21 protein-coding genes, 3 pseudogenes and 1 riboswitch are annotated in these 26459 nt (G+C 36.9%); of the genes and pseudogenes, 16 read left to right on the top strand and 8 right to left on the bottom strand.

The genetic code is table 11. From position 1 onward, the window contains the following. Positions 1-273 precede the first annotated feature (273 nt). From FC82_RS02445 to FC82_RS17460, 6 genes and pseudogenes are all read left to right on the top strand, one after another. Positions 274-891: a recombinase family protein gene (locus FC82_RS02445; RefSeq protein WP_056996113.1), complete on the top strand. Its 618-nt coding sequence runs from the start codon at positions 274-276 to the stop codon at positions 889-891. 273 nt (positions 892-1164) lie between these two features. Next, a riboswitch (TPP riboswitch) is annotated at positions 1165-1270 on the top strand. Between the two features lie 103 nt (positions 1271-1373). Beyond that, positions 1374-2669 (top strand): solute carrier family 23 protein, encoded by a 1296-nt coding sequence (locus FC82_RS02440; protein ID WP_056996112.1) that lies wholly within the window; start codon positions 1374-1376, stop codon positions 2667-2669. Then, positions 2662-3786, top strand: a complete 1125-nt coding sequence (locus FC82_RS02435; RefSeq protein ID WP_056996111.1) for a LuxE/PaaK family acyltransferase — start codon at positions 2662-2664, stop codon at positions 3784-3786. Before FC82_RS02440 ends, FC82_RS02435 begins: the two co-directional genes overlap by 8 nt. A gap of 51 nt (positions 3787-3837) precedes the next feature. Beyond that, positions 3838-5283, top strand: coding sequence for an acyl-CoA reductase (locus FC82_RS02430; protein WP_156405119.1), 1446 nt, complete (start codon positions 3838-3840; stop codon positions 5281-5283). Between the two features lie 14 nt (positions 5284-5297). Continuing rightward, complete coding sequence (locus FC82_RS02425) at positions 5298-6065, top strand: SDR family oxidoreductase (protein WP_054762273.1); 768 nt, start codon at positions 5298-5300, stop codon at positions 6063-6065. 328 nt (positions 6066-6393) lie between these two features. After that, a pseudogene (locus tag FC82_RS17460) lies at positions 6394-7287 on the top strand (IS30 family transposase). A 141-nt stretch (positions 7288-7428) separates the two neighbouring features. Here FC82_RS17460 and FC82_RS02415 read toward each other — a convergent pair. Both FC82_RS02415 and FC82_RS02410 read right to left on the bottom strand, forming a co-directional pair. Beyond that, positions 7429-8265 carry a DegV family protein gene (locus tag FC82_RS02415; RefSeq protein WP_056996108.1) on the bottom strand — a complete coding sequence of 279 codons (837 nt, stop codon included), beginning with the start codon at positions 8263-8265 and terminating at the stop codon, positions 7429-7431. A gap of 263 nt (positions 8266-8528) precedes the next feature. Next, positions 8529-9422, bottom strand: a complete 894-nt coding sequence (locus tag FC82_RS02410; protein WP_082620141.1) for a LysR family transcriptional regulator — start codon at positions 9420-9422, stop codon at positions 8529-8531. A 65-nt stretch (positions 9423-9487) separates the two neighbouring features. Here FC82_RS02410 and FC82_RS02405 point away from each other — a divergent pair, with 65 nt between their 5' ends. The 3 genes from FC82_RS02405 (at position 9488) to FC82_RS02395 (ending at position 11602) form a co-directional block, all read left to right on the top strand. Next, on the top strand, positions 9488-10471 hold the full coding sequence (locus FC82_RS02405) for a TDT family transporter (RefSeq protein ID WP_054762283.1): 984 nt from the start codon (positions 9488-9490) through the stop codon (positions 10469-10471). 529 nt (positions 10472-11000) lie between these two features. Further along, positions 11001-11264: an AbrB/MazE/SpoVT family DNA-binding domain-containing protein gene (locus FC82_RS02400; RefSeq protein WP_054762286.1), complete on the top strand. Its 264-nt coding sequence runs from the start codon at positions 11001-11003 to the stop codon at positions 11262-11264. Beyond that, positions 11258-11602, top strand: coding sequence for a type II toxin-antitoxin system PemK/MazF family toxin (locus FC82_RS02395; RefSeq protein WP_054762288.1), 345 nt, complete (start codon positions 11258-11260; stop codon positions 11600-11602). The genes FC82_RS02400 and FC82_RS02395 overlap by 7 nt, the downstream gene beginning before the upstream one ends. Here FC82_RS02395 and FC82_RS02390 read toward each other — a convergent pair. Beyond that, positions 11583-13220, bottom strand: a complete 1638-nt coding sequence (locus FC82_RS02390) for an IS1182 family transposase (protein ID WP_056996107.1) — start codon at positions 13218-13220, stop codon at positions 11583-11585. The genes FC82_RS02395 and FC82_RS02390 overlap by 20 nt on opposite strands. Before the next feature lie 275 nt (positions 13221-13495). Here FC82_RS02390 and FC82_RS02385 point away from each other — a divergent pair, with 275 nt between their 5' ends. The 5 genes from FC82_RS02385 to FC82_RS17450 all read left to right on the top strand — a co-directional run bounded on the left by FC82_RS02385 (position 13496) and on the right by FC82_RS17450 (position 18966). After that, positions 13496-14362: an ISL3 family transposase gene (locus tag FC82_RS02385; protein WP_420806426.1), complete on the top strand. Its 867-nt coding sequence runs from the start codon at positions 13496-13498 to the stop codon at positions 14360-14362. A gap of 67 nt (positions 14363-14429) precedes the next feature. After that, complete coding sequence (locus FC82_RS17455) at positions 14430-14753, top strand: transposase (protein ID WP_420806425.1); 324 nt, start codon at positions 14430-14432, stop codon at positions 14751-14753. A 271-nt stretch (positions 14754-15024) separates the two neighbouring features. Beyond that, positions 15025-16452: an APC family permease gene (locus FC82_RS02380; protein ID WP_056996106.1), complete on the top strand. Its 1428-nt coding sequence runs from the start codon at positions 15025-15027 to the stop codon at positions 16450-16452. A 12-nt stretch (positions 16453-16464) separates the two neighbouring features. Beyond that, positions 16465-17805: an aspartate aminotransferase family protein gene (locus FC82_RS02375; protein WP_056996105.1), complete on the top strand. Its 1341-nt coding sequence runs from the start codon at positions 16465-16467 to the stop codon at positions 17803-17805. Positions 17806-18885: 1080 nt separating this feature from the next. After that, positions 18886-18966: a putative holin-like toxin gene (locus tag FC82_RS17450; RefSeq protein WP_134787809.1), complete on the top strand. Its 81-nt coding sequence runs from the start codon at positions 18886-18888 to the stop codon at positions 18964-18966. Between the two features lie 162 nt (positions 18967-19128). Here the strand turns inward: FC82_RS17450 and FC82_RS02370 are convergent, their stop codons facing one another. The 4 genes from FC82_RS02370 to helD all read right to left on the bottom strand — a co-directional run bounded on the left by FC82_RS02370 (position 19129) and on the right by helD (position 23389). Then, entirely contained in the window at positions 19129-19398 is a 270-nt protein-coding gene (locus FC82_RS02370) for a hemolysin XhlA family protein (protein WP_054762291.1), read from the bottom strand. A 600-nt stretch (positions 19399-19998) separates the two neighbouring features. Then, a complete protein-coding gene (locus tag FC82_RS02365; RefSeq protein WP_056996104.1) occupies positions 19999-20604 on the bottom strand; it encodes a superoxide dismutase in 606 nt (201 codons plus the stop codon). A 323-nt stretch (positions 20605-20927) separates the two neighbouring features. Further along, positions 20928-21227, bottom strand: a complete 300-nt coding sequence (locus FC82_RS17445; RefSeq protein WP_162260917.1) for a MerR family transcriptional regulator — start codon at positions 21225-21227, stop codon at positions 20928-20930. 20 nt (positions 21228-21247) lie between these two features. After that, complete coding sequence (gene helD, locus FC82_RS02360; protein WP_056996103.1) at positions 21248-23389, bottom strand: RNA polymerase recycling motor HelD; 2142 nt, start codon at positions 23387-23389, stop codon at positions 21248-21250. Positions 23390-23503: 114 nt separating this feature from the next. On the opposite strand from helD, the gene FC82_RS02355 reads away from it, so the two are divergent. Both FC82_RS02355 and FC82_RS16405 read left to right on the top strand, forming a co-directional pair. Continuing rightward, on the top strand, positions 23504-24064 hold the full coding sequence (locus FC82_RS02355) for a TetR/AcrR family transcriptional regulator (RefSeq protein WP_056996102.1): 561 nt from the start codon (positions 23504-23506) through the stop codon (positions 24062-24064). Between the two features lie 214 nt (positions 24065-24278). Then, positions 24279-24818, top strand: a pseudogene (locus tag FC82_RS16405) (MFS transporter); the annotation flags it as partial. 31 nt (positions 24819-24849) lie between these two features. Here FC82_RS16405 and FC82_RS17080 read toward each other — a convergent pair. Next, a pseudogene (locus FC82_RS17080) lies at positions 24850-25772 on the bottom strand (IS30 family transposase). Positions 25773-26459 lie beyond the last annotated feature (687 nt).

The following is a 26459-nucleotide window of genomic DNA, read 5'->3' as shown; positions in this document are numbered from 1 at the left end:
ATTATCTTTATGGGGTCCTTAATTTGGCACCAAATTAGATATTAGTGACTATGAAGCGAGTAATTATTGCCACTGTTAGGCTCTTTTTGATAAAGTCTGGACTTTTATGAAGTGTACCCTAAATGGACAACAAACGTTATACTAAGAATATAGGAAAAAACTGAGATTCTATCGGGCACCGTCAGCGATTCCTGAATCTGTTAAAAATGTCCAATTTGAGTGTCTAATCTGTTACCGATAGTGTAGGGTGAAATTCCGAGAGGAGAAGTAGTGATGAAAATTGGGTATGCCCGAGTTAGTTCAACTGATCAGAATTTAGCGCGTCAAATCAAATCACTTAAAAAAGCTAAGTGTGAAAAAATATTCGAAGAAAAGCAATCGGGAAAATCAACTGAGAATCGACCAGAATTGCAGGCAGCAATTGCGTATGTTCGGCAGGGCGATACGCTGGTCATTGCGTCCTTGGATCGTTTGAGTCGTAACTATGATGATGCTAGTGATATCATCAAGCAGATCAGGGACAAACAAGTTAAAATGGAAGTCTTAGATGCGCCATTTCTGTCTATGCGCACTGGCGATTCAGATATGGATAAATTTATGTTTGACCTGTTAACCAAGCTGCTAGCTTATATGGCCCAAACGGAACGGAAGAAAATTCGTGAGCGCCAGCGTCAAGGAATTGAAATTGCCAAAGCCAATGGGAAGTATCGGGGGACGCGGCCCGCTTACGCCGCAGATGCACCTAACCCACAAAAACGGTTTATCTACCGTCGTATCGTTGACCAGTTAAGCAATAAAGCAACCGGTGCCCCAATTAGCTATCGAGCGATTGCGGCTGAAACCGGTGTAGCGGTGCAGACAGTGATCAATATTAAAAATCGGTTGGTATAGCCGTTAAATAAGCGTTGTCTGAGCACACGTTCGTCATTTTGGATGAACAGATGTATCCACCCAGCATGTCCAGGCGGGTGAGATCTGGGAATTATTTGAGCCAAGCAGATTTCATAGCACTAGTTGGACTTTCAGTTTAGTGATACTGATGCAATTAATCTTTAGGATACTTATTTTGCGTTTAATTAGCCTAAAAAGTGAGTTGGCAAATCTTTCTTCAGATTAACTAGCATTGATTAAAAGCTAATAAGATACTATAATTTAAGTAATTAAATTAACTGCAGGGGGAGCCTTGAGCTGAGATTAGTGTTTTTTAACGCTTAACCCTTTGGACCTGATCTGGTTAGTACCAGTGTAGGAATTGCAGCCTATCGAGGATATTTTTGTGTTCTCTAAAAGGAGGTTGAATTCTTACAATTCAACCTCCTTTTTTAGGGTAATTTTACAGTTAACTTAATAAAAATTATCCAAGGAGTGTTTTTATGAGTCAAGAAAAAGTTGGAAAAGTGTCTAGTTGGAGCCAAACTTTATTAGTCGGAATTCAGCATATATTTGTTGCTAATGTCTGGTTAGACCCAATTTTTGTTGCATCTGCTGCAGGACTATCATTATCATGGTCGTCCAATTTAGTTAATGCCATTTTTATTGTTTCAGGATTGGTAACCATTATTCAAGCAACTAAGTTAGTTAGGTTACCCATTATCCAAGGGCCTTCAGCATCTTTTGATGCCTTAATGATTAGTTCGGGGAAAACAGGTATGCTGCCAACAGCAAGTTTTTCTATTTTAATCAGTGCGTTAATAGTCCTCTTATTATCCATTACAGGTGGATTAACCAAAATGATCAAAAGCCTTACTCCAGCGATCACAGGAACCATTATTTTTCTTGTTGGTATTTCATTATCCGAATTTACACTATCAGAATTTTTTGGGGGAAATCCTGGTGAAAAGGGTTTTGCTTCTCCGAATACATTATTAGTTGCCAGCATAACAGCTATCTTGGTACTTTTTATGTCTCTTTTTGGGAAAGGGGTATGGAAGACATTTTCCTTCTTAATTGCCCTAGCTATTGGTGATGCTTTAGCAATTATATTAGGCATGGTTGACCTATCACCGATTGGTAATAAACCATTATTTGGTTTACCCCACCTGATGCCATATGGTGGCTTTGAGTTTAATTTACCAGTATTTTTAACCTTCTTTATTGCCTATTGTAGTGCTGTTATTGAGGCACTAGGTGTTTATGAGGCATCGTCATCTGTAACGAATACTAAGTTAGATGAGAAAAGAATTCGCAATGGAATTATGGGCGAGGCGTCTGGATCAATTTTATCAGCATTTATTGGTGGTTTCCCAACAACTGCCTTTGCTCAAAACATCGGTGTCATGAAATTAACAGGCGTACACTCAAGGAAACCTATTATTGTTGCCGGTGGGTTATTATTCATACTTGGATTTGTACCAAAGCTTGGTACTTTTCTTTCAATGACTCCAGCACCTGTTATTGGTGGTATGTTCTTACCAGCTGCTGCAACGTTAGTAACATCTGGATTGGCAATCTTAAAGAAAGCTTCTGGTAATAATACTAATAATTTTATTATTGGCTTATCAATTGTTTTGGCCATTTCGGTTCCTAATTACGCTGATGGATTTCCAATGGCTATACGACCAATGCTTTCAAATACGATTTTGATTGGTGCGATAACAGCTGTTACCTTGCACAGCTGTTTGATTGTTATTCCTGGTCTTTTTAAGAGAGGAGCGCAGTTTAATGGTTAAAGAAACACAGATAATGCAACAAGAGATTTTGAAATATATTTTGGATCATAAAGTAAGCTTTTCGGGTGATATAAAAAAACAAGACAAACTATTTAACCGTGTTGCACTTGATTTATTTGATTATCAATTTCATAATAACTTACCCTTTAAAAGGTATGCTCAAAGTCAACGTAAAACACCGCTAGTAATTAAAAAATGGCAAGATATACCCTTAATGCCAATTCAAGGATACAAGCAACTGACGTTAGCAACCACAAAAATTTATGATGGAGAGGCAGTTTTCTTATCTAGTGGAACAACTGATCCAAATCATCGAAGCCATAATTACCATCCGAACTTTGACATTTGGGACGCTTCAATGAAATTTCCATTTAAGCAGTATGTTCTACCCGATCGTGATGAAATAACAATTTTGGGACTGTTCCCAGATGAAACGATTAATCCAAACTCGTCTTTGTCTCGATATGTTAGTAAAGCCATTCAATTTTTTGGTGATACTAACAGTCAAACTTTTGTTAATAAAACTGGTATTGAATTTTATAAAGTGATTAAGAGCTTAAAACAGGCGGAAAAAGAACAGCGCCCTGTCATGTTACTAGGAGCCAGTTTCTCTTATGTCCATTTGTTAGATTTTTTAAAAAAGCATGAATTACAATTTAATTTACCAGCAGGTAGTCGCCTATTTGATACGGGTGGTTTTAAAGGACTGTCTCGCACGATTACTGAACAGAAGTTATTTCAATCAATCAAGAATGCATTCAATATTGATAGAAATCAATATATAAATATGTATGGCATGACAGAAATATCGTCACAATGTTACGACGAAACTTTATATGATGTTTATCATCGACAACAAATTTCTTATTACAAAAAATTTCCAGCTTGGGTGCGCGTGCGAATATTAAACCCCAATACACTTCAACCAGTACCAGATGGTCAAAAGGGAATCGTTGCTTACTATGATCTAGCTAATTGGCATTCCTGTTTAGCAATTTTAACGGAAGATTTAGGCATAAAGCATGGCGAAAGCTTTGAATTATTAGGCCGCATTGGTGGAGCAGAATCGAAAGGGTGTTCAATAGCAATTGATCAGTTGTTAAGTGTTAATCAGTAATGGAGGCATATCATAATTAATAAAGCACATCATAAAAATCCCACAACCAAAGTGTTTGATATATTTAACGTACCCGCCAATATTCGATTTAAAGACTTTGACAAGAAAGTCTATCATTTAGATAATGAAACATATCAGTTGCGGTATCCGATCCTTAAAACTTCTGATATTAAAAATATAATTTTAGAAATTAAACAAAATAGACTTGAATATCTATCCCAACTCCCCATTTCTAACGTTATCACAATTATCGACCAAGCAATTACCCGGTGGACAGATCCTTCATATCCGCAAAGACAACTTGCATTAAAATTATTACCAGTTATTACAGACTACGATGCTGAAACTATTAAATTAGAAATTAAACGCTTCATACGATTATTTAGGAAAAAAGAATTATTTCGATTTATTGAAAATGAATTACCACAATCTGAAATATTAGATGATTTTCATCCTCAGAGAAGTGGCAGTATGGTAAAAGCATTTGGCCCAGAAGCAACCTTTCAAGTTTTTTCTGGGAATATTCCAGGACTACAAATTTGGTCTTTGATTATGACAACCCTAGTTAAGTCAGCCAGCTTAGGAAAAACATCCTTTTCTGAGCCATTATTTCCCGTTTTATTTACACAAACAATCGCTGAAATTGATCCGCAATTGGCTAATTGTATGGCGATCATACCGTGGCATGGTGGAACAGTATCTTTAGAGCGAATAGCAACTGAAAATACCGAGGCAACCATTGTTTATGGTTCCAATAAAACGGTGCAGAGTATCCGACCATTGGTCCCTATGAGTAAAATATTTCTGCATTACGGATATAAAATCAGTTTTTCGATGATTGGTAAGGAAGCTCTTACGGCAGATCTCTATACACAAACTATTAAACAAGCAGTGGAAGATGTTGCTATTTATGATCAACAAAGCTGTTTATCAACACAGGCGATCTTTGTTGAAAACCACGGGGTTATTACACCTATTATGGTGGCAAAGATGATTGCAGCAGAACTTGCAAATTATCAAACTAAGCGAAAACGAGCATCATTAACAATAGAGCAGTCATCGGCAATTAATCGTGAACGAACTAAGTACCAATTAGAAAACATTAATGGCGTGAGCGTACAAGTTTTTACTAGTACACAAAATACCGACTGGACTGTGGTTTATCATGCTTCCCCCGGCTTTTCCAGTTCACCATTGAATCGATTTGTTCACGTTTTTCAAATTGATCATCTTGAAGATGTTAATCAATATTTAAAACCTTATCAAGCTTATTTGCAAAGTTGTGCCATGGCTGTCAGCCCAACACGTTTATTCACATTGGCTAATCAATTGGGAGAAATTGGTATAAATCGAGTTAGTGCACTAGGGGAAATAACTAGGGCCAAACCCGGATGGCATCATGACGGTCATTTTAATTTACTAGATTTACTGCACTTTATCGATGTCGAGCCTAATGCAGAGCAAATGTCTGAAAAATATGATCCAGATGTGGAATAAGGAGAGGTTATCTTTTGTTATTACAAAATAAAGTTGCATTAATTACTGGTAGTAGTCGGGGAATCGGTGCAGCAACTGCTGAAAAATTTGCTGCTGAAGGTGCATTCGTTATTATTAACTATTTGATAAACACTGTTGCAGCCAATGATCTAGTTGAAAAAATAAGGTGCGCAGGCGGACAAGCAGTCGCGATTCAAGCTGATGTATGTGATTTAGAAAATGTGCATAGTATGATGGCAACTATTAAAGATGAGTTTAATGGATTAGATATTGTAGTAAATAATGCACTTAAACATTATTCGTTCAACCCTAAAACCAGAAAGACGGCCGAATTGATTGGTTGGTCAAATTATCAAGACCAGTTGGATGGTAGTGTGAAGGGGACGTTTAATATATGCCACGAGGCTTTGCCGTTGATGACTTTACAAAATTGGGGCCGTATCATTAATATTTCGAGCAATTTGGTTAAATTTCCATTAATTCCTTATCACGATTACGTAACTGCTAAGGCAGCCCTAATTGGCTACACGCGATCATTGGCCGCAGAAGTTGGTCATTTAGGCGTTCAAGTAAATGCTATTGCGCCGGGACTAACCTACCCAACTGATTCTAGTACAGACACCCAAAATGATGTCCGTGAAAAAATCATTAGAATGACCCCAACTGGTAGGCTAACAATTCCAACAGATATTGCTGGAACCGCAACGTTTCTAGCGTCAAACTTAGCTAATAATGTAACTGGCCAATGTATATGTGTAGATGGTGGCCTAGTTATGCAATAAATGATTGATACGCAATTACATTATTCCGATTAATTAAATTTTAGGAATCTACGAATTAGAAAATTTACTACTATTAATTGGCGTCAAACGTCCATGTTATCTGCAAAAGACTCGCAATGAGGTATTTAAAAAGACGGAGAATCTACAACATATTAGTCCTCCGTCTTTTCTTAGCACAGTATTTGCTGACCTTTCTTGAAACGGCCGTTTGACATCTAGTTTTTTTAGTGGCAAATTTACAATTTAAGTGAAACACTAAAGAACTCATGATAAGTTCTTCAGTATAATGCAGTTGCGAGACCAACATTATTCTAGGAGGCAACCTATCATGAGTTCCTATCATCATCTTACCATAAATGAGCGTGAACTAATATTTTTTTATCATGAACTGAGCTTTTCAATCCGCCGGATTGCTCAACTTATTAAACGGGCCCCGAGCACGATTTCACGTGAATTGCGTCGACACACAACAACAGTCGGCTATCGACCTTCTATCGCCCAAAAACGTTATCATCAAAACAAAACTCGTTGTGGTCGGAACTAGCGCCTTGGCTAACGCTAAAGCCAAGGCACTAGTTGGTCACCTTTTTCTTGACCTTCAATGGTCGCCAGAGGAAATTTCTAATCGCTTAGTTTATGAAAATTGCGCCACCGCGGTAAGTCACGTTATACCCAAACGTATGGTGAACATCGTGGTCAAATTCCAATTCCGCATACAATTCACGAACGGCCTCTGGAAGCCCAGCAGCGAGCTGAGGTTGGACATTGGGAAGTTGATACAGTCGTTGGAAAATCAGACGGTCCTTGCTTAGTAACCATGGTTGATCGTAAAACACGCTACTTATTAACTAAAAAGTCTGATCATAAGCGAGCATTATCAGTTAATCAAGCTATGGGGCAGCTGATGGATACATTACCTAATAAGATATTTAAGACCATGACCCCTGACCGTGGTTCGGAGTTTGCCAAACATGCTGAAATTACTAAGGACCGGCCGGTCCTATTCTATTTTCCAGATGCGCATGTGCCTTGGCAGCGAGGCTCTAATGAAAATATTAATGGCTTATTACGTGAATACATGCCGAAGGGACAAGGTTTAAGCCAATTCTCAAATAAAGCCATTGCCACATTTGCACAAAAAATTAATACTCGGCCCCGTAAATGCTTAAGCTGGAAAACGCCTTATGGAGTATTCTATCAGCAGGCGTTGCACTTAATTTGACAATTCGCCAACAAAAGAATTGGTGATGTCTAGTAATTGATCTAAATGCAAACTAAAACTTGGTAATTCACTCCATAACGGTAATCTTGGAAATTCATTTTTAGTGAAGGTCAACTGAGCCATCCTCCTAACGAAAAAATGTTAATCAATCTGAACTGCGATTCCAATTAGTTCTGGGCCTGTGTGTACACATAATGCCGGGGAAACATCACCAGTATAAATGGCATGTTTTGGAAAGCTATTTCTAAGTTCGGCTAGTACATGATTTGAAACTGCCTTGTCATTGCCCTGAGCGATGGCAATCCTAAAATTTTTGCTTGTTGAAGCAGCTTCGCCAGCCAGCTTTAATAACTTTGAAATTGCTTTTTTTTCGGAACGAGTTTTTGCTACTGGGTAATATATGCCATCTGAGTCGCACGATATGACTGGTTTAATATTTAAAACTGACCCCACAATCCCAGCTACTTTGCCAATTCTAAGATATTTTAATGTTGAAATATAAAAATAGATTTTACTTTTTAGCACGGACTCTTGAACTCGCTTAGTGATTTCTTGGTATTCATAATTATCATTAATTAGCTCTTCAGCGTATGCTGCAAGCAATCCACTACCAATGCCGATACTTTTGGAATCAATAACTGTTATCATCATGTCACTAACATCTTCAGCAGCTATTTTAAACGCCTTATTTGTAACTGATAAGCCGCTAGAGATTGTAATTGCAATGATTTTTTTATAGCCTCGCTGTTTCAAATTTTCGATACATTTTGATACCATTCCCAGAGTTGCACTAGCAGTCTTAGGAATATGACCTTCTTCAATTAATTGATAAACTTCCTGAGGTTGAATAGTCTCACGATCTAGGTACTCTTTATCATTTACCGTTACAACCACGGGAACAACTTCAACATTAACTTTATTTTTAATTTCTGTAGGAATATCTGATGCAGAATCGACTAATAGTCCAATTTTTTTCATTTCTTCTCCATGTAGTTTCAATAACTATATACGTAGTATTATAAACTACAAAAGAGTCCTGTCAATACTACGAAATATCATAATGTTTTTTAAACGCTTGTCAAAAGGGTTATAGACAACTTTATTTATTAAACTAATAACTTGTTTGATGGCGAATAAAGCTATTATCGAACTTGAATCCAGGAAAATAACTAAAATTTTAATTGACTATTTTATTCAATGAACCTCCAGGATTATCATATCACTGAAATGGATTTTACAAATTATGCGTTATGCCAACTAGCGTTAATTTTGAATAACAGGTGATTAACTGTGTTTGCAATATTAACCTCCAAATCACTAGTTATTAAACTGTAAAGATTTCGCTGAAAATGTGCACTTAATGGTGAGTAGGCTAGCTCTCTGGGAATAACTCTTTGGGACATAATTGTTTCACCAACTCCTTGATTAACTAGTTTCATAATTAATCCATTTCTGTTAACTTGGATTACCTTTTTGGGAATAACAGCATATTCTTGGAAAAATTGTGTTGTATAATGCCCAACACCTGAGCCAGACTCACGCTGAAGCCAAGTTCCTGTTTTTTCCCCAATACGCACCAATTGGTCAATCCCTATTTTCTTCCTCTTTATTACAATTGGATTTATTGAAATTGGCTTCTCAATGAGGCCGATATCTAAACACTTATGAGATAGTTGCTCTGCAATATAGTTGGAATTTCCAACGATAACTTGCCAATCAATGAGTGGTAGCACTGTTTGAATCTGGTCTATGAATCTGGAAGCAAAAATTTGGGAGGTTGTTTGAGAGAATCCAATACGTAACAGATGCCGCTGTGGATTGGCAATATGATTTAATTTATCCTGTGTTTCATTCCAGATCTTCCTAATTTCTAAAGATTTTTCATATAACAAATTTCCAGCACTAGTAGGGGTAATTGTTCGATGATTGGTTCGAACAAAAAGGGGTTGTCCTACTTGTCTCTCAAGTTGCTGAATTTTAATCGATACGGCTGGCTGAGTAACAAACAACTCCTGAGCAGCTAGTGAAAAACTTCTTGTTTCATATACATAGATAAAGGTATTAAGGTAAGGGTTCAAAGGATAGACCTCCAGTTTGTTATAAATTATTTTTATTATATCAATAAAAATAATCAATTTTATTTATTTTGAAAACAAATTTATACTAATCTCGTAGCTTTTAACTATTAGGAGGCAATAAATTGCGAGTATTGAATAAGATTCCGATGGCAATGTGTGGATTGATTCTTGGTATGGAGGCATTAGGAAATCTATTAATTATGCTGAATTTTTCATTTTTGGGCAATATTTTGGGTGTTATGGGAATGGCTTTAATGTTCATTGTATTAACAAAGCTCATTTTAGCCTTTCCAAGTGCATACAAAGAGGTATTAAACCCTTTATCATCAGGAACTTTACCAACATTTACGATGTCATTAATGCTTATTTCAATGTATTGGAGTAGGTGGGGCTTCCCACATTTTGGACTTATCTTATGGATTTTGGCGATTGTATGTCATATTGCAATTATGGTTACTTTTTGTTATGTCAACCTGATCAATAACAAATTTGATTTAAAAGATGTCTATCCTAGCTGGTTTGTGATGTTTGTAGGTATAGGGGTAATTCCGGTTAGTGCCAAACTCTTTATTATTCCAGTTGGTCAATTCTTTTTCTTTATTGCACTGGGCTTATATATTATTGTTTTTCCAATTGTGGCATTGAGACTATTTCGACATCACGTTATATTAGAGGGGGCTCTACCACTATTAACTATCATAGCTGCACCTGCTTCTCTGTGTTTAACTGGATACTTAAATAGTTTTTCTCAAATCAACAATATTTTTGCAATACTATTGGGTGTTTTCGCTCAATTTTTGTATTTTATCACGATTTTAACGATGGCTAGGATTTATATCCTATCAGAGCACTCCATTTTAAAGTTTTATCCTAGCTTTGCCGCCTTCACTTTTCCACTTGTTATATCAGCAACTGGGTTAACAGTTTTATTGAATCATCTGAAAATAAAATCATACCTTATTAATATAGCTGAGGTGGAACAAATTATTGCAGTTATTGTAGTCATCTACGTGTTAGTGCACTATATTAAGTTTTTATCAGTGCTAATCAAGCATAATTTCCGAAAACTTCTCGAAACAAATATTGAAAGAGATAGTCAGGACTAATAAAAACCAGTTTGTCGTTCATATACAATTAAGCTTAATTAGTAATTTATACGCAGTCTAGGGAAAATGATGATTGGCAGATTGCAAGTTTAATCCGATTTTTTTGCTAAATTAGACTTATAGAGCTGACAGCGTGCTAATTCTTATGAAATTGTTGCTGGTTACCGGTTTAAGTAATGGGCTATGACCACCTGTGATAGACTTAGACAACAAAAAGTTTCAATTTTACTCGCTCCAAATAGGTTATACTAGACAAAAGATCAGCTCCTTAAGAATGGTTTTGTGGTAAATACCATTTTAAGGTAAGCTGGTCTTCTTTGGTTCGAACTTTGTTCGGATCAATTTTACAATCTACCACTATACTTTTTTAAAATTATTGAGTAATGTATCTTGAACCTCTCTAAGAACATTTTAATTTTTAATTGGTAAGACCACTTGTTGCATGTAAATGACCTCAAGTAATACTAGTTGCATTTTGTATCTACATGGGATATACTTGGCTTTGGATAATAATTTAGGAGGGAAAAATATGGAACTTATTAAAGAACAAACACGCTTGGCAAAGTGGGGAAACTCAAAAGCTGCTAGAATTCCTAGCCAAATTATTAAACAACTGAAATTAGATGATAACCAAGATATGACAATAAGCATTGACAATGGATCAATTGTTTTAACACCAATAAAAAAGAAACCAACCAATATTCACGAACTATTCAAGGACTGGCAAGATGACGGAAAACGGGATCACGAACTTGATTGGGGAAAGTCAGAAGGTAATGAACTTCAGTGGTAAGCCAAGGTGATATATTTTATGTTAACTTTAATCCAAGTCGTGGTCATGAACAGATGAATAGGCGGCCGGCCATTGCTCTAAGTAATGATTTAGTCTGTCAGACAAGTAATATGACGATTGTAGCCCCAATTAGCAGTACCGAGCGTAGTTTCCCGATGTATCATCGATTGACTAGTAGTCAATCAGTTTATGGGAAAGTATTGTTAGATCAAACAATAGCTTTAGATTTGCGGGCAAGGCACATCACGGACAAAGAGATTGTCGATCATGTATCACGCAAAGAATTAGAAGAAATAATCTCTTTGTACAAACTATTGTTCAGTATTGATGATGAATAAAAGAAGTTATTTTTTGGTGTGTTAAAATAAATAGAGGCTGTGACATAACTATTCTTTTGCTCTTGGATTTGGCTACCAGTGTAACCAGTTTCCGGATATTCAAGGCCATAATCACGATCCCGGCTTCCTTACGGACCCTGTCTAGGCCGCGAACCGAGAATCGATGGAACCTTAAAGAGGCCTTCATTTTCCCAAAAATTGGCTCCACGTCTATTTTTCGTTGGACGTAGATGGCCGCCGTTTGGGAGGTTGATAGAAGGTCGCGTTGCTTGGCTTTAAAGTATTCCCAAGCGCTGTTAACTTGGATTCTTCGTAGGCTTCCTTTTGGCGTGAGGGCTTCGGAAATCACATTCTGATTCTCATCTAGTTTTTCAGCGACGTACTCTTTAAAATCACGTATAAACCCATACTTATCAGTCCTTTCCCGATACGCCTTAAAGTTGAACCGTACGCCTTTACTATCAACATAGTAATCATCGGCTTCATAGTAGTCCCAGTTCATGACCTTACGGTCATCGCTTTTCCACTTCCGACTATTCTCTTTGATCATTGTCCCATAAGGTATTAGGGCCGTATGTTCAGGCAAGCTGTCTTCTAGAAAACGGTAGTTACTTTCTGAGCCGTACCCAGCATCTGCCACGATAGTAGTGCCTAACGTTCTGTGTTGCTGTAAATGTTTGATGAATGGCTGTAGTGTGCGTGTATCTGTTGGGTTTTGAAAGAGTTGGTAACCCGTGATGAACTGACCGCTTGTGGCAATCTGAAGATTGTACGCTGGTTTCAATTGACCATTTTGCATCGGATCTTCCTTGACCCGCATAAAGGTGGCGTCATGATCGGTCTTGGAATAGCTGTTTCGTTGACCATAGATTGACTGTTGGTCCTGATGCTCCCGCATCTTATCCCGTCGTTCAACTAGTTTCCGTTTCTTTGCTCGGAACGTGCGACGTTTTTGTTTTGCTGAATTTGGCGAGACCTTTTCGGTCTCCGCCACTTTCTGCTCTAAAACCACTAAATGGTCCTCAACCTTACTGATCATCATATCCAAAAGCTCTGGTGTTAAGTTCGACCCAGCCGGAACTTCACCGATGATTCTTGCTTCATGTAGCTCGCCTAACAGTTCAACCAGCTTTTCACGGTTCATTTCATCGAACCGAATCGTATTCTTTTTCCAAACGAAGCTATACTTGTTCGCATCGGCTAGAATCTTAGTACCATCAATGAATGAGGCGTCATCAATCAGCTTATTTTGACGAAGAAAAGTGGTCAGTTGCGTTAACCCTGCTTCGGTCAATTTCGCAAGTTCATCGGAAATTCTAAAACGACAAATGGTTCGATACGAAAGAACTTGGTTGCTGACCAGCCATCCGGCTGGTTTATTTTCACGCGCGAATCTTTCAATCTGACGACTGCTAAAAATACCATAACTGTATGCCAAAAGAACCAATTTTAGTAGAGCTCCTAGATCGTATTCCCGGGGCCGGCCAAATTGGTATGTATAGGTCAGTTTCAAGCTTTCCACGAATTGATTGATGTATCTTGCCGGATGGTTTTCTTCAGGAAGATAGTCTAAAGCGATACTCAAAGTGGTTTGATTCATGTTATAATAATCTTGCATATTTAGATGTCCTTTCGGGGATAATCTGTGGGTATCGGGTGTGACCGATGCCTTTTTTATTTTCCATTATATCAAAAGACGGTCCAGTGAGAATCCGAAGATTCTCACTGGACCGTCTTATTTGTGGAGACTTATGTCACAGCCTCTTTAGGATCTATGATATTCGGTGTTGATGGATAAAATCGATCGGCGCCTTTTTTTGTGAAACAAAAAAAGGCATACTGCCCTATGCTACAATCAAGTCGACGAAAACCAATTGAAAGCGAGTGAACAGTATGTCCCAAGATCAGTCTACTAGACTTTTACTTCAAATTAAAGATGAAAACATAGTTCATTTGCATGTTAGTGATACTAAGCGCGATGCGCTTAGAGTTTATGGAACTCTTTCCTACAAGCTTAATGTTTGTCCGTATTGTGCTCAACGACAGGTCGTTTGTAATGGTCATAAAACAGCGTATGTTAGACTGCCAAACGTTAGTGAGCGCACCGTTATTTTGATTCTTAACAAACAACGTTTTCGCTGCAAGGCGTGTGGTAAAACAAGTATCGTCCAAACACCAGTCGTTAGAAGACAACATCAAATCTCTGAAAATACGCGCCATGCTATCGACAAGGCTTTAATTGAAGATCGAACGATGAGAAGTATTGCGGATAAGTATAATGTTTCGACTAACTTCGTTAGTCGTCGCATTTTAGCGCTCGGTAAGCAGACCATGCCAGCGTATGACGGTCTTCCGAAAACCTTATACATCGATGAATTTCGTTCAACTTCTAATCAAATGAGTTTTATTACAATTGATGGGAAAAAACATGATATTATCACCATTTTACCTGGCCGACAGACTAATGAAATTAAACGATTTTTCCTAAACCATTATTCACTGAAAAATCGTGAACAGGTTACCCAAGTTGTAATGGATATCAATGCACAATACCAAACTATTATTCGTTATCTGTTTTCTAACGCCAAGTTAATCATCGACAACTTTCATTTGGTTCAAATGACCTTACGAGCCTTGAGGCAAACTCGTGTCCAGTTAATGAAAAAGTATCACCCAGATACCCCCGAATACCGGGTGCTAAAACCGTATTGGCGCTTGTACCTTATTAACTATGAAGCTCTTGATAAAAGCCAACTATAATAGTTTTCACATTTACGAAACAGACCGGCTCAAGAACAACTTATCTGGTCTGGTTTAAATCTCAGTCATGAGTTTGAAAATACTTACTTTACCGCTAATAAACTCGTCGAAGCTTTTCGCAACCGAGACTATGCAGCTTTTACTGCGACGCTTGATGAGGTTGAGAACGTTGGTCCGCACCTCTTTACGACTAACGTTTATTAAAAACAGAAAGCTCATCCAAAATATGACCAGTAGTACACTTTCCAACGGTCCCATTGAAGGTGTCAATCAAAAGATTAAACAGATTAAGGGGATAGCATACGGATACCGGAATTGGAAAAACTATGTTTTTCGTATTCAAATTGAATTTAAAATCAGAGTAAAGAAAAGGAACCTCTTTCGCAAGTGAACGAAGTTCCACATAACCCTCCCTATCAACACCCGTTGACAAAGAGCCCAAAAAGACCAGCTTCCCTTAAAATGGTATTTACCAAAAACACATTTTAAGGGAAGCTGATCTTTTTTATCCGAACAACGTTCGGATTAATTTTACAAGCTACAAATTCACCAAAAAGTTGAACGTTGCTTAAATTTAATTATTTTGTTATTGTTTACTCATCAATATATAATCTTTGGTGTTCTAGTACACGTCTAATCAGGCTGTTATCAGGAGGGATTAAATGAGTTTTTTTAGTAACTTTGTACGTAAGGAGAATCCAAACGTCTATCAGGACAAGGATTCTCACATGTCACGTGTGTTAGGCGTTAAGGATATCCTTGCTCTGGGTGTTGGAACCATTGTGTCCACTTCAATTTTCACATTACCAGGAGTTGTTGCGGCCCAACATGCTGGCCCAGCCGTTGCCATTTCTTTCCTAGTGGCTGCTGTAGTTGCTGGTTTGGTTGCCTTTGCATATGCTGAAATGTCTGCAGCAATGCCTTTTGCTGGTTCAGCATATTCATGGATAAACGTTGTATTTGGCGAAGGATTCGGCTGGATTGCCGGCTGGGCACTCCTTGCTGAATACTTTATTGCGGTAGCCTTTGTTGGATCTGGACTGTCTGCTAACTTCAGAGGACTGATTCAACCTTTGGGAATTAACTATCCTAAGGCATTGGCTAATCCATTTGGAACTAACGGTGGAGTGATAGATATCACTGCGGTGATTGTAATAGTTCTTGTCGGCCTTTTGCTATTCCGTGGAGTTTCAACGGCTGCTCGCATACAGAATTTTTTGGTTACCTTAAAAGTGATTGCTGTACTGACATTCATCGTGATTGGTGCAACTGCTATTCACGTCTCAAACTATATTCCTTTTATACCAGTTCATCATGTAAGTCCGAGTGGTAATCAATTTGGTGGCTGGCAAGGTATCTATGCAGGGGTTTCAATGATCTTTCTTTCCTACATTGGTTTTGACTCTGTTGCTGCTAACTCCGCTGAAGCAAAGGATCCACAACATACTATGCCACGTGGTATCTTAGGATCATTGGTTATCGCAGTTGCATTGTTTATAGGGGTTTCCCTCGTTCTTGTTGGAATGTTCAAGTATTCTGAATATGCTAATAATGCTGAACCAGTTGGTTGGGCTTTGCGCCAATCAGGTCACCAAATTATTGCGACGATCGTCCAGGGAATTGCTGTAATTGGAATGTTTACTGCGCTCATTGGAATGATGTTGGCAGGTTCACGATTAATTTACTCCTTTGGTCGGGACGGTATGCTACCAAAGTGGTTGGGGCAATTAACTAAGAATAATTTACCAAATCATGCACTTGTCTTTTTAACAATTGTTGCTGTTCTAGTTGGATCAGTATTCCCATTTGCCTTTCTTTCACAACTGATTTCGGCTGGTACACTGATTGCGTTCATGTTTGTTTCTCTCGGAATCTATAAATTACGTCCCCGAGAAGGCAAGGATATTCCAGAACCTTCTTTTAAGATGCCCTTGTATCCAGTAATGCCTGCTTTAGCATTTCTTGGCGCTCTACTTGTTTTCTGTGGTTTAGATATTGATGCCAAGTTGTATGCATTAGTGTGGTTTATCATTGGACTTTTTGTTTACTTATCATACGGTATGCATCACTCTTACTTGAATAAGAAATAGGAGGATTCACTGATGAATGATAACGAACGCTTATTAAAAAAAGAATCACAATTCTTTTCTCAAGCTTCTCGGGTGAAATACTACAATATCGTGATTCGCTCAGGTAGTGGGGCCGTAGTCACTGATGTTGATGGCAATGATTACATTGACTTGCTTGCTAGTGCATCGTCTACTAACACGGGTCACGCCCACCCTCATATCGTAAAGGCTATTCAGGACCAAGCAGCCAGTTTGATACAGTATACATCTGCTTATTTTGCAACCGAAAATGAAGCCAATTTAGCTCCAAGGTTGGCAGCTTTAGCACCAATAAGCGGTCCCAAAGCATTGTCTTGGGGGAATTCAGGGTCAGATGCTAACGATGCAATTATTAAGTTCTCCCGAGCTTATACTGGTCGCCCAAACATTGTGAGCTTCACCGGAGCTTATCACGGATCCACATATGGATCACAAACACTCTCATCAGTCAGTCTAAATATGAGTAGAAAGATAGGACCAATGCTTCCTAGTGTAGTTAAAGTACCGTTTCCTGACACTAAAAGAAAACTTAAAAATGAAACTGATGATGAGTTTGTTGACAGAATATTTTCAGACTTCAAATTGCCATTTGAAACGTATTTACCTGCTGAAGAAACAGCTGCCATTCTTATTGAACCGATTCAAGGAGATAGTGGAATAGTTAAGACACCACAAAAATTTATGGAAAAAATTTACAAATTTGCTCACGACAACGGAATTTTATTTGCAGTTGATGAGGTTAACCAGGGAATGGGTAGAACTGGTAAATGGTGGTCAATTGACAATTTTGGCTTAGATCCTGATCTAATGTCAGTTGGTAAATCATTGGCATCAGGAATGCCTCTAAGTGCTGTGATTGGTCGTAAGAACATCATGGATTCATTAAATTCACCAGGGCATTTGTTTACAACTGCTGGTAACCCAATTACAACGGCAGCTGCAATGGCAACAATTGACGTTATCGAAGATGAACATTTGATTGAACGTAGCGCCAAACTAGGAAAAGTTGCTGAAAAATTTTTCCTTGACGAACGAAAAAAATTTCCATTCATTGGTGATATTCGAATGTATGGATTAAACGGTGGTATTGACATCGTTAACCAAGAGACGGGTGAAGCAGATGCTGATGCTACAAAAAAAATTATTTACCGTGCCTTCGAACTGGGGGTTATCATAATCAGTTTGAAAACGAACATTCTCCGGTTCCAACCACCGTTGGTCATTACAGAACCACAATTAAAAAAATCTTTCATTATTCTAGACCAGTCCTTCAGGGATTTAGATGAAGGAAAGATCATATTGCCAGATAATACAATGGAGATGGGGTGGAGTTAATATTAACTAGGTATCAATAAACACCGTAATTGTGAAACCACCGTTTCTATTCTAATTAGTTGGTGTTTTAATAATTTTTCGTTAATTGAACTCTGCTCCATATTTTTACAGCATGGTGTCTAGAACCAGCTCCCTTTTGGTTTTTAATCTGCATGAAAAACTTGAATTATATACACTGGATCAATCAGGATTTTGACACAAAAGTGTTGATTTACAGTAAGCGAAGTTGGAAATCCAAAAGACCAGTTTCCTTTAAAATGGCATTTATCGGCTCTTTGTCAACGGGTGTTAATATGCTGATTATGTAAAGTAGAAATTGGTCTAGCTTAAAAATAGCAAATGTGTGGTTCAGAGAAGCCTTGTCTGTCGCTCGGCGATAAGAATATTGATGCCAATGTATCTCATTTTAAAGCTGGAAGAATATTTACAGCTAAGGGGGATTGATCTAAATGCAATCTAACTCGCGTTGGACGGTAGCCTTGGCTAATCAATATAGCTTATCAACAATGAAAAAGATTCCATACGTTATGATAATTGTATTGTTAGTATCCATTGCTTTTATTGTGGTAGGCCGTGCGTCTTGGGGGGGAGCCTAATTGGATTGGATTTTTTTATGTTCGCAAATTATTTATCAGTTAAATTGGCACAAAAAAACATCAATTTTGTCTTTAGCATTTTGTTAGGAGCACTAGTTTCTTTCGTAATCTTTTTGCTAGTTACATTATCCTTTGTTCTGTTATTTAGATGGTAATTTTTCAGTTGGGGAAATGCTAGCGTTATTGCACTTAATTTTTGGGATATGTAAAGTGAAAATTGGTATACAAAAAAGTCATCCAAGAAGGTATTATGAGGGTATCTTCTTAGATGGCTTTTAGGATGTATTCCTGGGAAAGAATATTCTTATCATAGCATTCGAATAAGCAATTGGCAATAGCAGAGAAAAGTGCATATGATTTTAGATTTTATCCAATCGCTGTGGTAAAATTAATTCATGGAAGTTTTATGGGCGGTGGCTGTCTTTTTCCCGTGAGGTGAGGTCCATGGAAATATGGAAAAATCTTAAGAGAGGTTTCACAGCCAATGAGCGTCTTCCAGGCGTTGTCACTAATGATTGCTTTCGGCATGTTAGTGGCTGTCTTGTCCAACAAAAAGGACAAATAAAAAAGCCGCCCCGTTATAACTTTGGCGAGTTACGAGACGACTAGAGTCGTTTTGTTTAATTAAACCACCGTTCTTAAAGCGGCCATGTACAAGGAGTGGTGTATCGAGCACTGCTCCTTTTCTGTCTTCATTTTAACACACTTGTCGCAAATTTGAACTTATTTAGATAAATTTCTCGATAATATATATAAGAATGGGGACCCCAATCCCGGATATTAGAATGCCAATCAGCCAGTTTTGAATGCTGGTTAACCGGTTAATCCGATGACCATTTTCCACGGACTTAGCTAAGCTTTTTTCAGCCTTCTCATCAAGGGAGTCCACCTGATTAAGCTTTTCCTCAATATCCTCTACTTTAGTCTTGGTAGCACTCACGTCCTTTTGTATATCAATGATATTTTTAAAATTGTGGCGATTAGCCGTTGGTACCATCATGATACCCGGGTACAGAGGTTAGATAGAAGGAAAGAAGCTGGTAAGTCCCAACTGTCATACTCCGACTTGAAAACTGTACGTAAGGCTTGCTTCTGGATATTCCTGGTATCCATCTTTGCCAACTGGGGATTTATTGGGGCAATATGTGCGATTGCTTGGGTGGTACTCTGGATTGTAGCACTGGTGTATTAGTGGTAATGCACAATTTTTTATTAAGGAGTGCCTAATAATTTTTTTACTTATAGGAAAGTGTTATAATTTAATTGGCCTTAAAGGGCCACCTTCTTTCGATTCCTTCGTAATAGACATACGAGGGAATTTTTATTACTGGCGAATTGCCAAATTAAGTGCAACACCTGCTGATAAAACACTTCATAAGGCGTTTTCCAACTTAATCGTTTATGGTCTTCTCTTCCTACAAGAGATTCGCAATCTGGCATTAAAAAGAGACGGAGCAACTATTTAAAACTTAGTCACTCTGCCCTTTATTATTGTTTTTGTGAGGTTCCCCAGAGCCTTAATTGATTGCTTTCTATATAAATAAAATGTTGAGACTAGTTCTGAGTCTTAGATTTTACCATTGCAGTTAATGGTTTATCAATCAGACATTCGTTTACTGACCTCGTCCCAATTAACAATGTGCCAAAAAGCATCGACATATTCTGGACGACGATTTTGATATTTAAGATAATAAGCATGTTCCCAAACATCTAATCCCAATAAGGGAAGTTGCTGATTTGCTTGCGGAGAGTCTTGATTTTTAGTGGTCACAATATTAAGTAAATCATCGTTGCCCTTAACTAACCAAGTCCATCCTGATCCAAATATAGAAAGCGCCGCGTCAGTAAATGCTTGTTTAAATTGATCATAAGAACCAAAAGCTTCGTTAATTGACGCAAGTAATACTTCTGAAGGTTGAGAATCAAAGTTTGGCGTAAGCATCTTCCAAAAAATAGAATGGTTATAATGTCCCCCACCATTGTTACGGACGATGGTTTGAACGTTTTCAGGTAAATCACTTAAATTCTGTAACAGCTGTTCAATTGGCATGCTTGCTAATTGCTCGTTGTCCTTTAATCCTGCGTTCAATTTATTGATATAAGTTTGATGATGTTTATCGTGGTGTCTCTTCATTGTTTCTTTATCAATATAAGGTTCTAAAGAATCATAAGCATAGGGAAGTTCTGGCAATGTATATGTCATAAGGTTCTCCTTTCTTTGGTACCGCTTTCTTAATTAAAAATATCATATATAAGCGTAACGGGCTACTAAGAAGCATTCGTCCTGGTTGTCAGCATATAATTTCCTAATATGATCCCATATAGCTAGTAATTTTAAATTTCTGATATACTGGAACTTATCAGAAAAGAAGTTAAGGGTGTATTGATATAAAGCGTCCCCCTTGAGTTGGAATAAATCCAACTCAAGGGGGACGCTTTATAGATTTTTACAGTCACTATTTTATCTTTAGCCTCGTTAAATATCTTTTGCTGAATGAAAAGTAACCTTATAGCTCCCAACTTCACCTATTTGAATATATTTCCCAATTCATTAGCTTTTATTTGTTCATCAGCTTTTATAGTTGAAAAGCGCAACGTATATCCCAATTTAAGATAATAAGAAATCAAACGAACTTTAAAAACACTCATTAAAGGATATTTTTGGTTACTATGATTGGGGTGAGTGCTTTTTAGATAATTTTTGCTTGTCCAGTATCGAATACGAGTTTGGGAAACACTGGTAGCGTCAGATAATTCACCGATGTTTAATACAATATTTCTTAAGGAGAAGATACAATTTAGTTTATCTGTAGCTAGTTGACACATAGGATACCTCACAATCATAATTATTTTCTATCGAGTAAATCATGCGGAACAGCTGCAATTAATGGAGACACATCTGATTTTGTCAACAAGAATAGGCGATGCATGGCTCGTGAACAGATTGTATACAATAATAATCGTTGCTTTTCGCCCGGAAAATTATTTTTAGAAGTATTCCATGCAATAACGGCATCAAATTCTAAGCCCTTTGCTAAATAGGCTGGAATAACTATTAATTTGTCACCCGTTTCTTGAGATTCAGAGTCAATTAATGTTACCTGATCAACCTGTTCCTGCAGTTTTTTAAACAAAGATTGACTTTCTGCCAATGACTTACAAATAATCGCAGTTTGCATATCTATATTTTGCCTAACAATTTTAATAAGTGCATCTATCATATTTTGGGAGTGTTTGACAGTAATTAACTGTGGCTTCAGTCCGTTACGATTAATGGCCTGAATATTATTATTAAATTTATTTTGGGGCAACAGCTTACTTGTAAAGGCAGTGATTGGAGCACTTGAACGATAGGAACGATTCAAAATTGTCATTTTAACCTGATTTTCTTTAAAAATGTAGCTGATATCATCAAAAATATTATAGTTATTTTCAAAGATATTTTGGTTAGCATCGCCAAGAAATGTAAACTTAGCCTTGGGATAGATAGTTTTGATGGTTCCAATCTGAACGGGTGTATAATCTTGAATTTCATCAATTAAAACGAACTTAATGTTTTTATCAGCAATTTCATGACTAATTTGTTGTTGAATATATAGTAGAATAGCGCTTAAGTTGGGATCAATTATTTTGCAATTTAATTTTTTAACGGCTAAGTCAATTTCCTTAGGTAAATTTTTATCATCAATTATCTGTTTTGATTTCAATAAACTTTTCAAAAAACTGATGGCGATGGCAACTATATCTACAAATGCCCCAGAATTAATCTGTTTAATTTGTTCATGATATTTTTTTTCAACAATATGCTGTCTCCAATATTCCTGTTCAGCATTAATTGATGAAAAATTCTGTTGGCGTTCTACGAAACCTAGGGTTTGTGGAGGAATAGCACTAATCTCTTCTTCAACCCATTTTTGACGTTTTATTTTGTTCAAATATCGTTTCAATCTTTTTTGAGCTTGTTCCTGTGTAGCCGCAAAGCGATTAAACAACTTGTAGTTTTCATTAAAAGAATAAAAAATCCTCTTTAACTGGTTACCTGTAACAATTGACTTTGTACCATCTTTGATACTCTTAAAACAGCAGTCTTGTCCATTCAATAAGCTACAATACCGTTCTAAAAGATCAAAACATTTGCTGCTTCTTAAAAAAACATTACTATTGGGGCTAGTTACCTGTTCTGCTAGATCTTCAATGTGGTAATCTCTAACCCATGCACTCATCTTAAACAATTTATTAAAAGTCAATTGCAGTGCATTCGGCTCACCTAGATCTGGTAAGACATTGTTAATATAGTTACTAAAGAGTTCATTAGGTGACAAAATCAGAATTTGTTTTGAATTGACAGTTGAACGATATTGATAGAGTAACCAGGCAACCCGTTGTAATAAAACAGCGGTCTTTCCTGAGCCCGCAATACCCTGAACAGATAAAACCGCATCTGTATCATTACGAATAACTTTATTTTGCTCGCTTTGAATAGTAGCAACAATATTGTTCATTTTGTGTGATGAGCTTTGCGATAATGTGGCTAACAATAATTGATCTCCAATTGTATCACCTGCATCATACATATTAATTATTTTTTGATCGTTAATCTCAAACTGGCGCTTTAACTTAACATCTACTTTCTGCTTGCCAATTGGCGTTTTATAGTAAGTTTCGCCCAAGTCTCCACTGTAATAAATAGAAGAAATTGGAGCGCGCCAGTCGTATACGAGAAAATCATTCTTATCAATCACCGTTTGTTTGCCAATATAAATAGTTTCTGGCTTCTTTTCCCCATCTTCTAAAAAATCTAAACGGACAAAATATGGCTTAGATGCTATATCTTTCAACGATTGAATTTTATTATTTATATTTTCAGATGTTTCTACTTTGTTCTGATCATCCTTGTACTTATCATGTAATCTCTGAACAATATGACTAATTCTTTTTATGACCGAATCTAAGTGTTTTTGTTCAAAATTTAAGGGATCATTTTCCAAACTAGCATCTCCTAATGAATTAGACTATAATATTCTATGGTCACATTGGTGACCATAGAATATTATAGCTATTTCATTAATTAATTGCAATTATTAGAGGATGGATGACAACTAATGAATACTAATGCCCGGAATGTCACGGAAATCAATAAACAAAAAATGATTCAGAGCTTGCTGATGCTTTTGAATACCAAGAATTTTAATCAAATAACAATTAGTGAGATTAGTCGGGAAGCTCAAGTTTCTAAAAGAACCTTTTATCGAGCTTTTCATTCTAAAGAAGCGGTACTAGCTGATTACGGCTTAGACTCCTTTAACCAATATATAGCAACTATTAAACAAATAGAACAGCCTGACTTTTTTAAAATTATCCAGGGATTATTTGAATTCTGGTATCAGCGTCGCAAAATAGTGAAAACACTTATTGATCAACACTTATTTAACTTAGTATTCGAACAAGTACAAAGTGAGTTAGTTAGTACCTACCTGTCATTGAGTTTTTCATGGCATCAGGTGACCAATGATAATGAAATAAGGTTACTGATGCAGTTTATGCTTGGTGGTATTACTGAGATTATTCAAGATTGGCTAAGCGTACCTAATCCTGAATCACCAGTCGGCATAACTGAGAAATTTCAAAAGATTATTAGAGATATCCAAATATTACCGAATTAACAGTAAGATCTTTCTCCTTGAAAAATCGATAGGTAATATAAAGTACTTTAAGGTAAAAATAAGACTGTAAGACCTTTTAAATAGAATGGAGGAACCTTAATGGCAGTTTTATTAGCAATGGCGGTAAATGGCCATACCAAATGTGAATAATTGGTATGGTATCTTGTTAGTTATTCGCATTTAATAAGCCAAAAATCAATTTAGGAGACTTATCGTGCGATATCAAACTTTTATAAATAGGCTTTGCCTTACGCAGACGCTATCTTTTTTAGGAAACACAACTTTATCCTTTGGTATTGGAATTTGGATATATGAAAAAACACAACAGACTTTGAATATTTCTTTAGGTATTGTTGCATTGTATTTACCAGCGCTATTTTGTTCAAAATTAGTTGATAAATTTGAAAGAATTTTTCCCCCTGAACAAGTTTTGCTAGTGACTAATTCAGGAAATACTTTTCTATGGTTGATAACAGGGCTCTTGATTCAAAACTTGCAGTACAAATTAGCTTTGCTCTACCTAACTTTATTTATTAGTGGGATTTTCAGAGCTTTTCAAATTCCAGCCATGCCTTTAACGATTAGGAGACATAGTGCTAATGACCAATTGCAACATAATGTTGCTCTATTTTCTTTTGGAACTGCATGTATCAATGTTATTAGTCCAGGGCTAAGTGTTTTACTGCTAAAAATTAATGGTATTATGACCTTATTTTTATTCAATGTTTTAAGTTACCCATTAACTATTTTAGTATTAGCTTGTTTTCTTAAGGCAAATTACAAGTTTAATCCGAACAAACCCGGAAACTTTCAATGGCAGTCTGGTGATGATGGATTTTTTAATGGTCGTTGATTAATGAGTTCAAGTGCTGCCAGGATTTCATCAGTCGTTACCTGGTCAAAGTTAGTCTTTTTCGGAAAAAAACCAACGTAACCGTCGATTGAAATATTCATTGGAACCCCGTTCCCATGGTGAATATGGGGTGACAAAAATAAACTTTAATCCGATAGTCTTGTTCTATGGATTGATAATTGGCAAACTCCTTACCATGATCAACGGTTATAGATTTCACTTGGGGACCGAAGGTCCCCATAAACTTTCCAAAGGTATCATTTAAGGTCTTGGTGGTGCGATTAGGGGCTTTGATAGCCCATAGAAGCCAGGTTTTACGTTCTACAAAATTGGTCAAACATGCTCGTAACTGACCTCGGCTAGAAAGTACCGTATCGACTTTCCAATGACCAAAAGCTAATCGCTGATTGACAGTTTTGGTCGTTGTTCAATGAAAGTATCACTTTTAAATGTGCCACGATGCTAGTTAGCTCGGCGCTGTCGGACATTTTGATTGGATAGATCAGCCAATTTGAAGGATAACCAGCCATGATTAAGCCAATTATAAATTGAAGCAGTCCCCAAGTTAAAAGCAGTCGCAATAGCTTCGGGTGACCAGATTAGTCGTAAGTGGTTGGTAATTAAAATCGTCAATGAAGCTGTTAAAATTGAATGGCGACCGCAAGCCCGTCTTTTGCGATCTGCGTCTCGTTGCGCTAATTCGGGATCATAGGGTTTAACCCGGGCTAACTCATAGCTAATGGTAGATTTGGCGACACCTAAGGCGTCAACCATTTCTTGATGAGTTTTATGCCCTTCACTGACCAGTTGTCCTAGTGTGCCACGTTGAAAACGTGATAAAGTAGAGATACCCAAAGTAATCATTCCTTATATTGGTTGGAATTAGCTACTACCATTGTAAGAGATTACTCTGGTTTTTTTTACTTTTTTTGTCTGAACAGCGTTCGGATTAATTTTACAATCTACCAAGTATATTGAAAAGAAATCGAACTATATTTTTGAACAAGGATATAATCTCAATAGACCATCAAGAATTATGGTTAACTTGAGAACTCATAATGATATAATCGATGCCGTATTTGTCAGCGGATTTGGTATCTATATAGAAACAAAATCAGTGTCAGTATAATTCGTGTAATTTGCCTTCGAAAAAAATTCAGGAATGGATATTATAGTTCATTTAGAAAAACGAGGAAGCAGATATATTTTAACTGGTGAATTACCATACGGTTCATATTATGCAGAAACTATATTTAATATTCAAGAAAAGCTGAACTGAAAATGTTAATAATATAGTGAATGGTGATCCTGTGTTCATTAATAAATAAGCAGTTAAAAAGGAAAGCTAGCATGATGTATGCTAGCTTTCCTTTTTAAGTTAGAGGGAGAGATTGTAAAAATAATTTAAGAGATGAGACTTCCTCTAGGAAAACATAAGGATTAGTTTGTCGTTAATTTTATTTAAAAGACTTTTTATCCATATAGAGTGTACCCTGTTTGAACATTGAGTGGTATAATTATTTCTCTATCAAAAAACTAGTA

The sequence above is a fragment of the Secundilactobacillus collinoides DSM 20515 = JCM 1123 genome (assembly GCF_001435975.1).
In the GTDB taxonomy this organism is placed as follows: Bacteria; Bacillota; Bacilli; order Lactobacillales; family Lactobacillaceae; genus Secundilactobacillus; species Secundilactobacillus collinoides.
The sequence above is the reverse complement of the archived record's forward strand: the minus strand, read 5'-3'. Positions and strand labels throughout refer to the sequence as shown.

Excerpts from the sequence above, each read along its gene's own strand:
- FC82_RS02445 (WP_056996113.1), top strand. The coding sequence starts at position 274 with ATGAAAATTGGGTATGCCCGAGTTAGTTCAACTGATCAGAATTTAGCG.
- FC82_RS02440 (WP_056996112.1), top strand. The coding sequence starts at position 1,374 with ATGAGTCAAGAAAAAGTTGGAAAAGTGTCTAGTTGGAGCCAAACTTTA.
- FC82_RS02435 (WP_056996111.1), top strand. The coding sequence starts at position 2,662 with ATGGTTAAAGAAACACAGATAATGCAACAAGAGATTTTGAAATATATT.
- FC82_RS02415 (WP_056996108.1), bottom strand. The coding sequence starts at position 8,265 with ATGAAAAAAATTGGACTATTAGTCGATTCTGCATCAGATATTCCTACA.
- FC82_RS02400 (WP_054762286.1), top strand. The coding sequence starts at position 11,001 with ATGGAACTTATTAAAGAACAAACACGCTTGGCAAAGTGGGGAAACTCA.
- FC82_RS02390 (WP_056996107.1), bottom strand. The coding sequence starts at position 13,220 with ATGCAAGATTATTATAACATGAATCAAACCACTTTGAGTATCGCTTTA.
- FC82_RS02385 (WP_420806426.1), top strand. The coding sequence starts at position 13,496 with ATGTCCCAAGATCAGTCTACTAGACTTTTACTTCAAATTAAAGATGAA.
- FC82_RS17455 (WP_420806425.1), top strand. The coding sequence starts at position 14,430 with ATGAGTTTGAAAATACTTACTTTACCGCTAATAAACTCGTCGAAGCTT.
- FC82_RS02380 (WP_056996106.1), top strand. The coding sequence starts at position 15,025 with ATGAGTTTTTTTAGTAACTTTGTACGTAAGGAGAATCCAAACGTCTAT.
- FC82_RS02375 (WP_056996105.1), top strand. The coding sequence starts at position 16,465 with ATGAATGATAACGAACGCTTATTAAAAAAAGAATCACAATTCTTTTCT.
- FC82_RS17450 (WP_134787809.1), top strand. The coding sequence starts at position 18,886 with ATGAGCGTCTTCCAGGCGTTGTCACTAATGATTGCTTTCGGCATGTTA.
- FC82_RS02370 (WP_054762291.1), bottom strand. The coding sequence starts at position 19,398 with ATGGTACCAACGGCTAATCGCCACAATTTTAAAAATATCATTGATATA.
- FC82_RS02365 (WP_056996104.1), bottom strand. The coding sequence starts at position 20,604 with ATGACATATACATTGCCAGAACTTCCCTATGCTTATGATTCTTTAGAA.
- FC82_RS17445 (WP_162260917.1), bottom strand. The coding sequence starts at position 21,227 with ATGTGTCAACTAGCTACAGATAAACTAAATTGTATCTTCTCCTTAAGA.
- FC82_RS02355 (WP_056996102.1), top strand. The coding sequence starts at position 23,504 with ATGAATACTAATGCCCGGAATGTCACGGAAATCAATAAACAAAAAATG.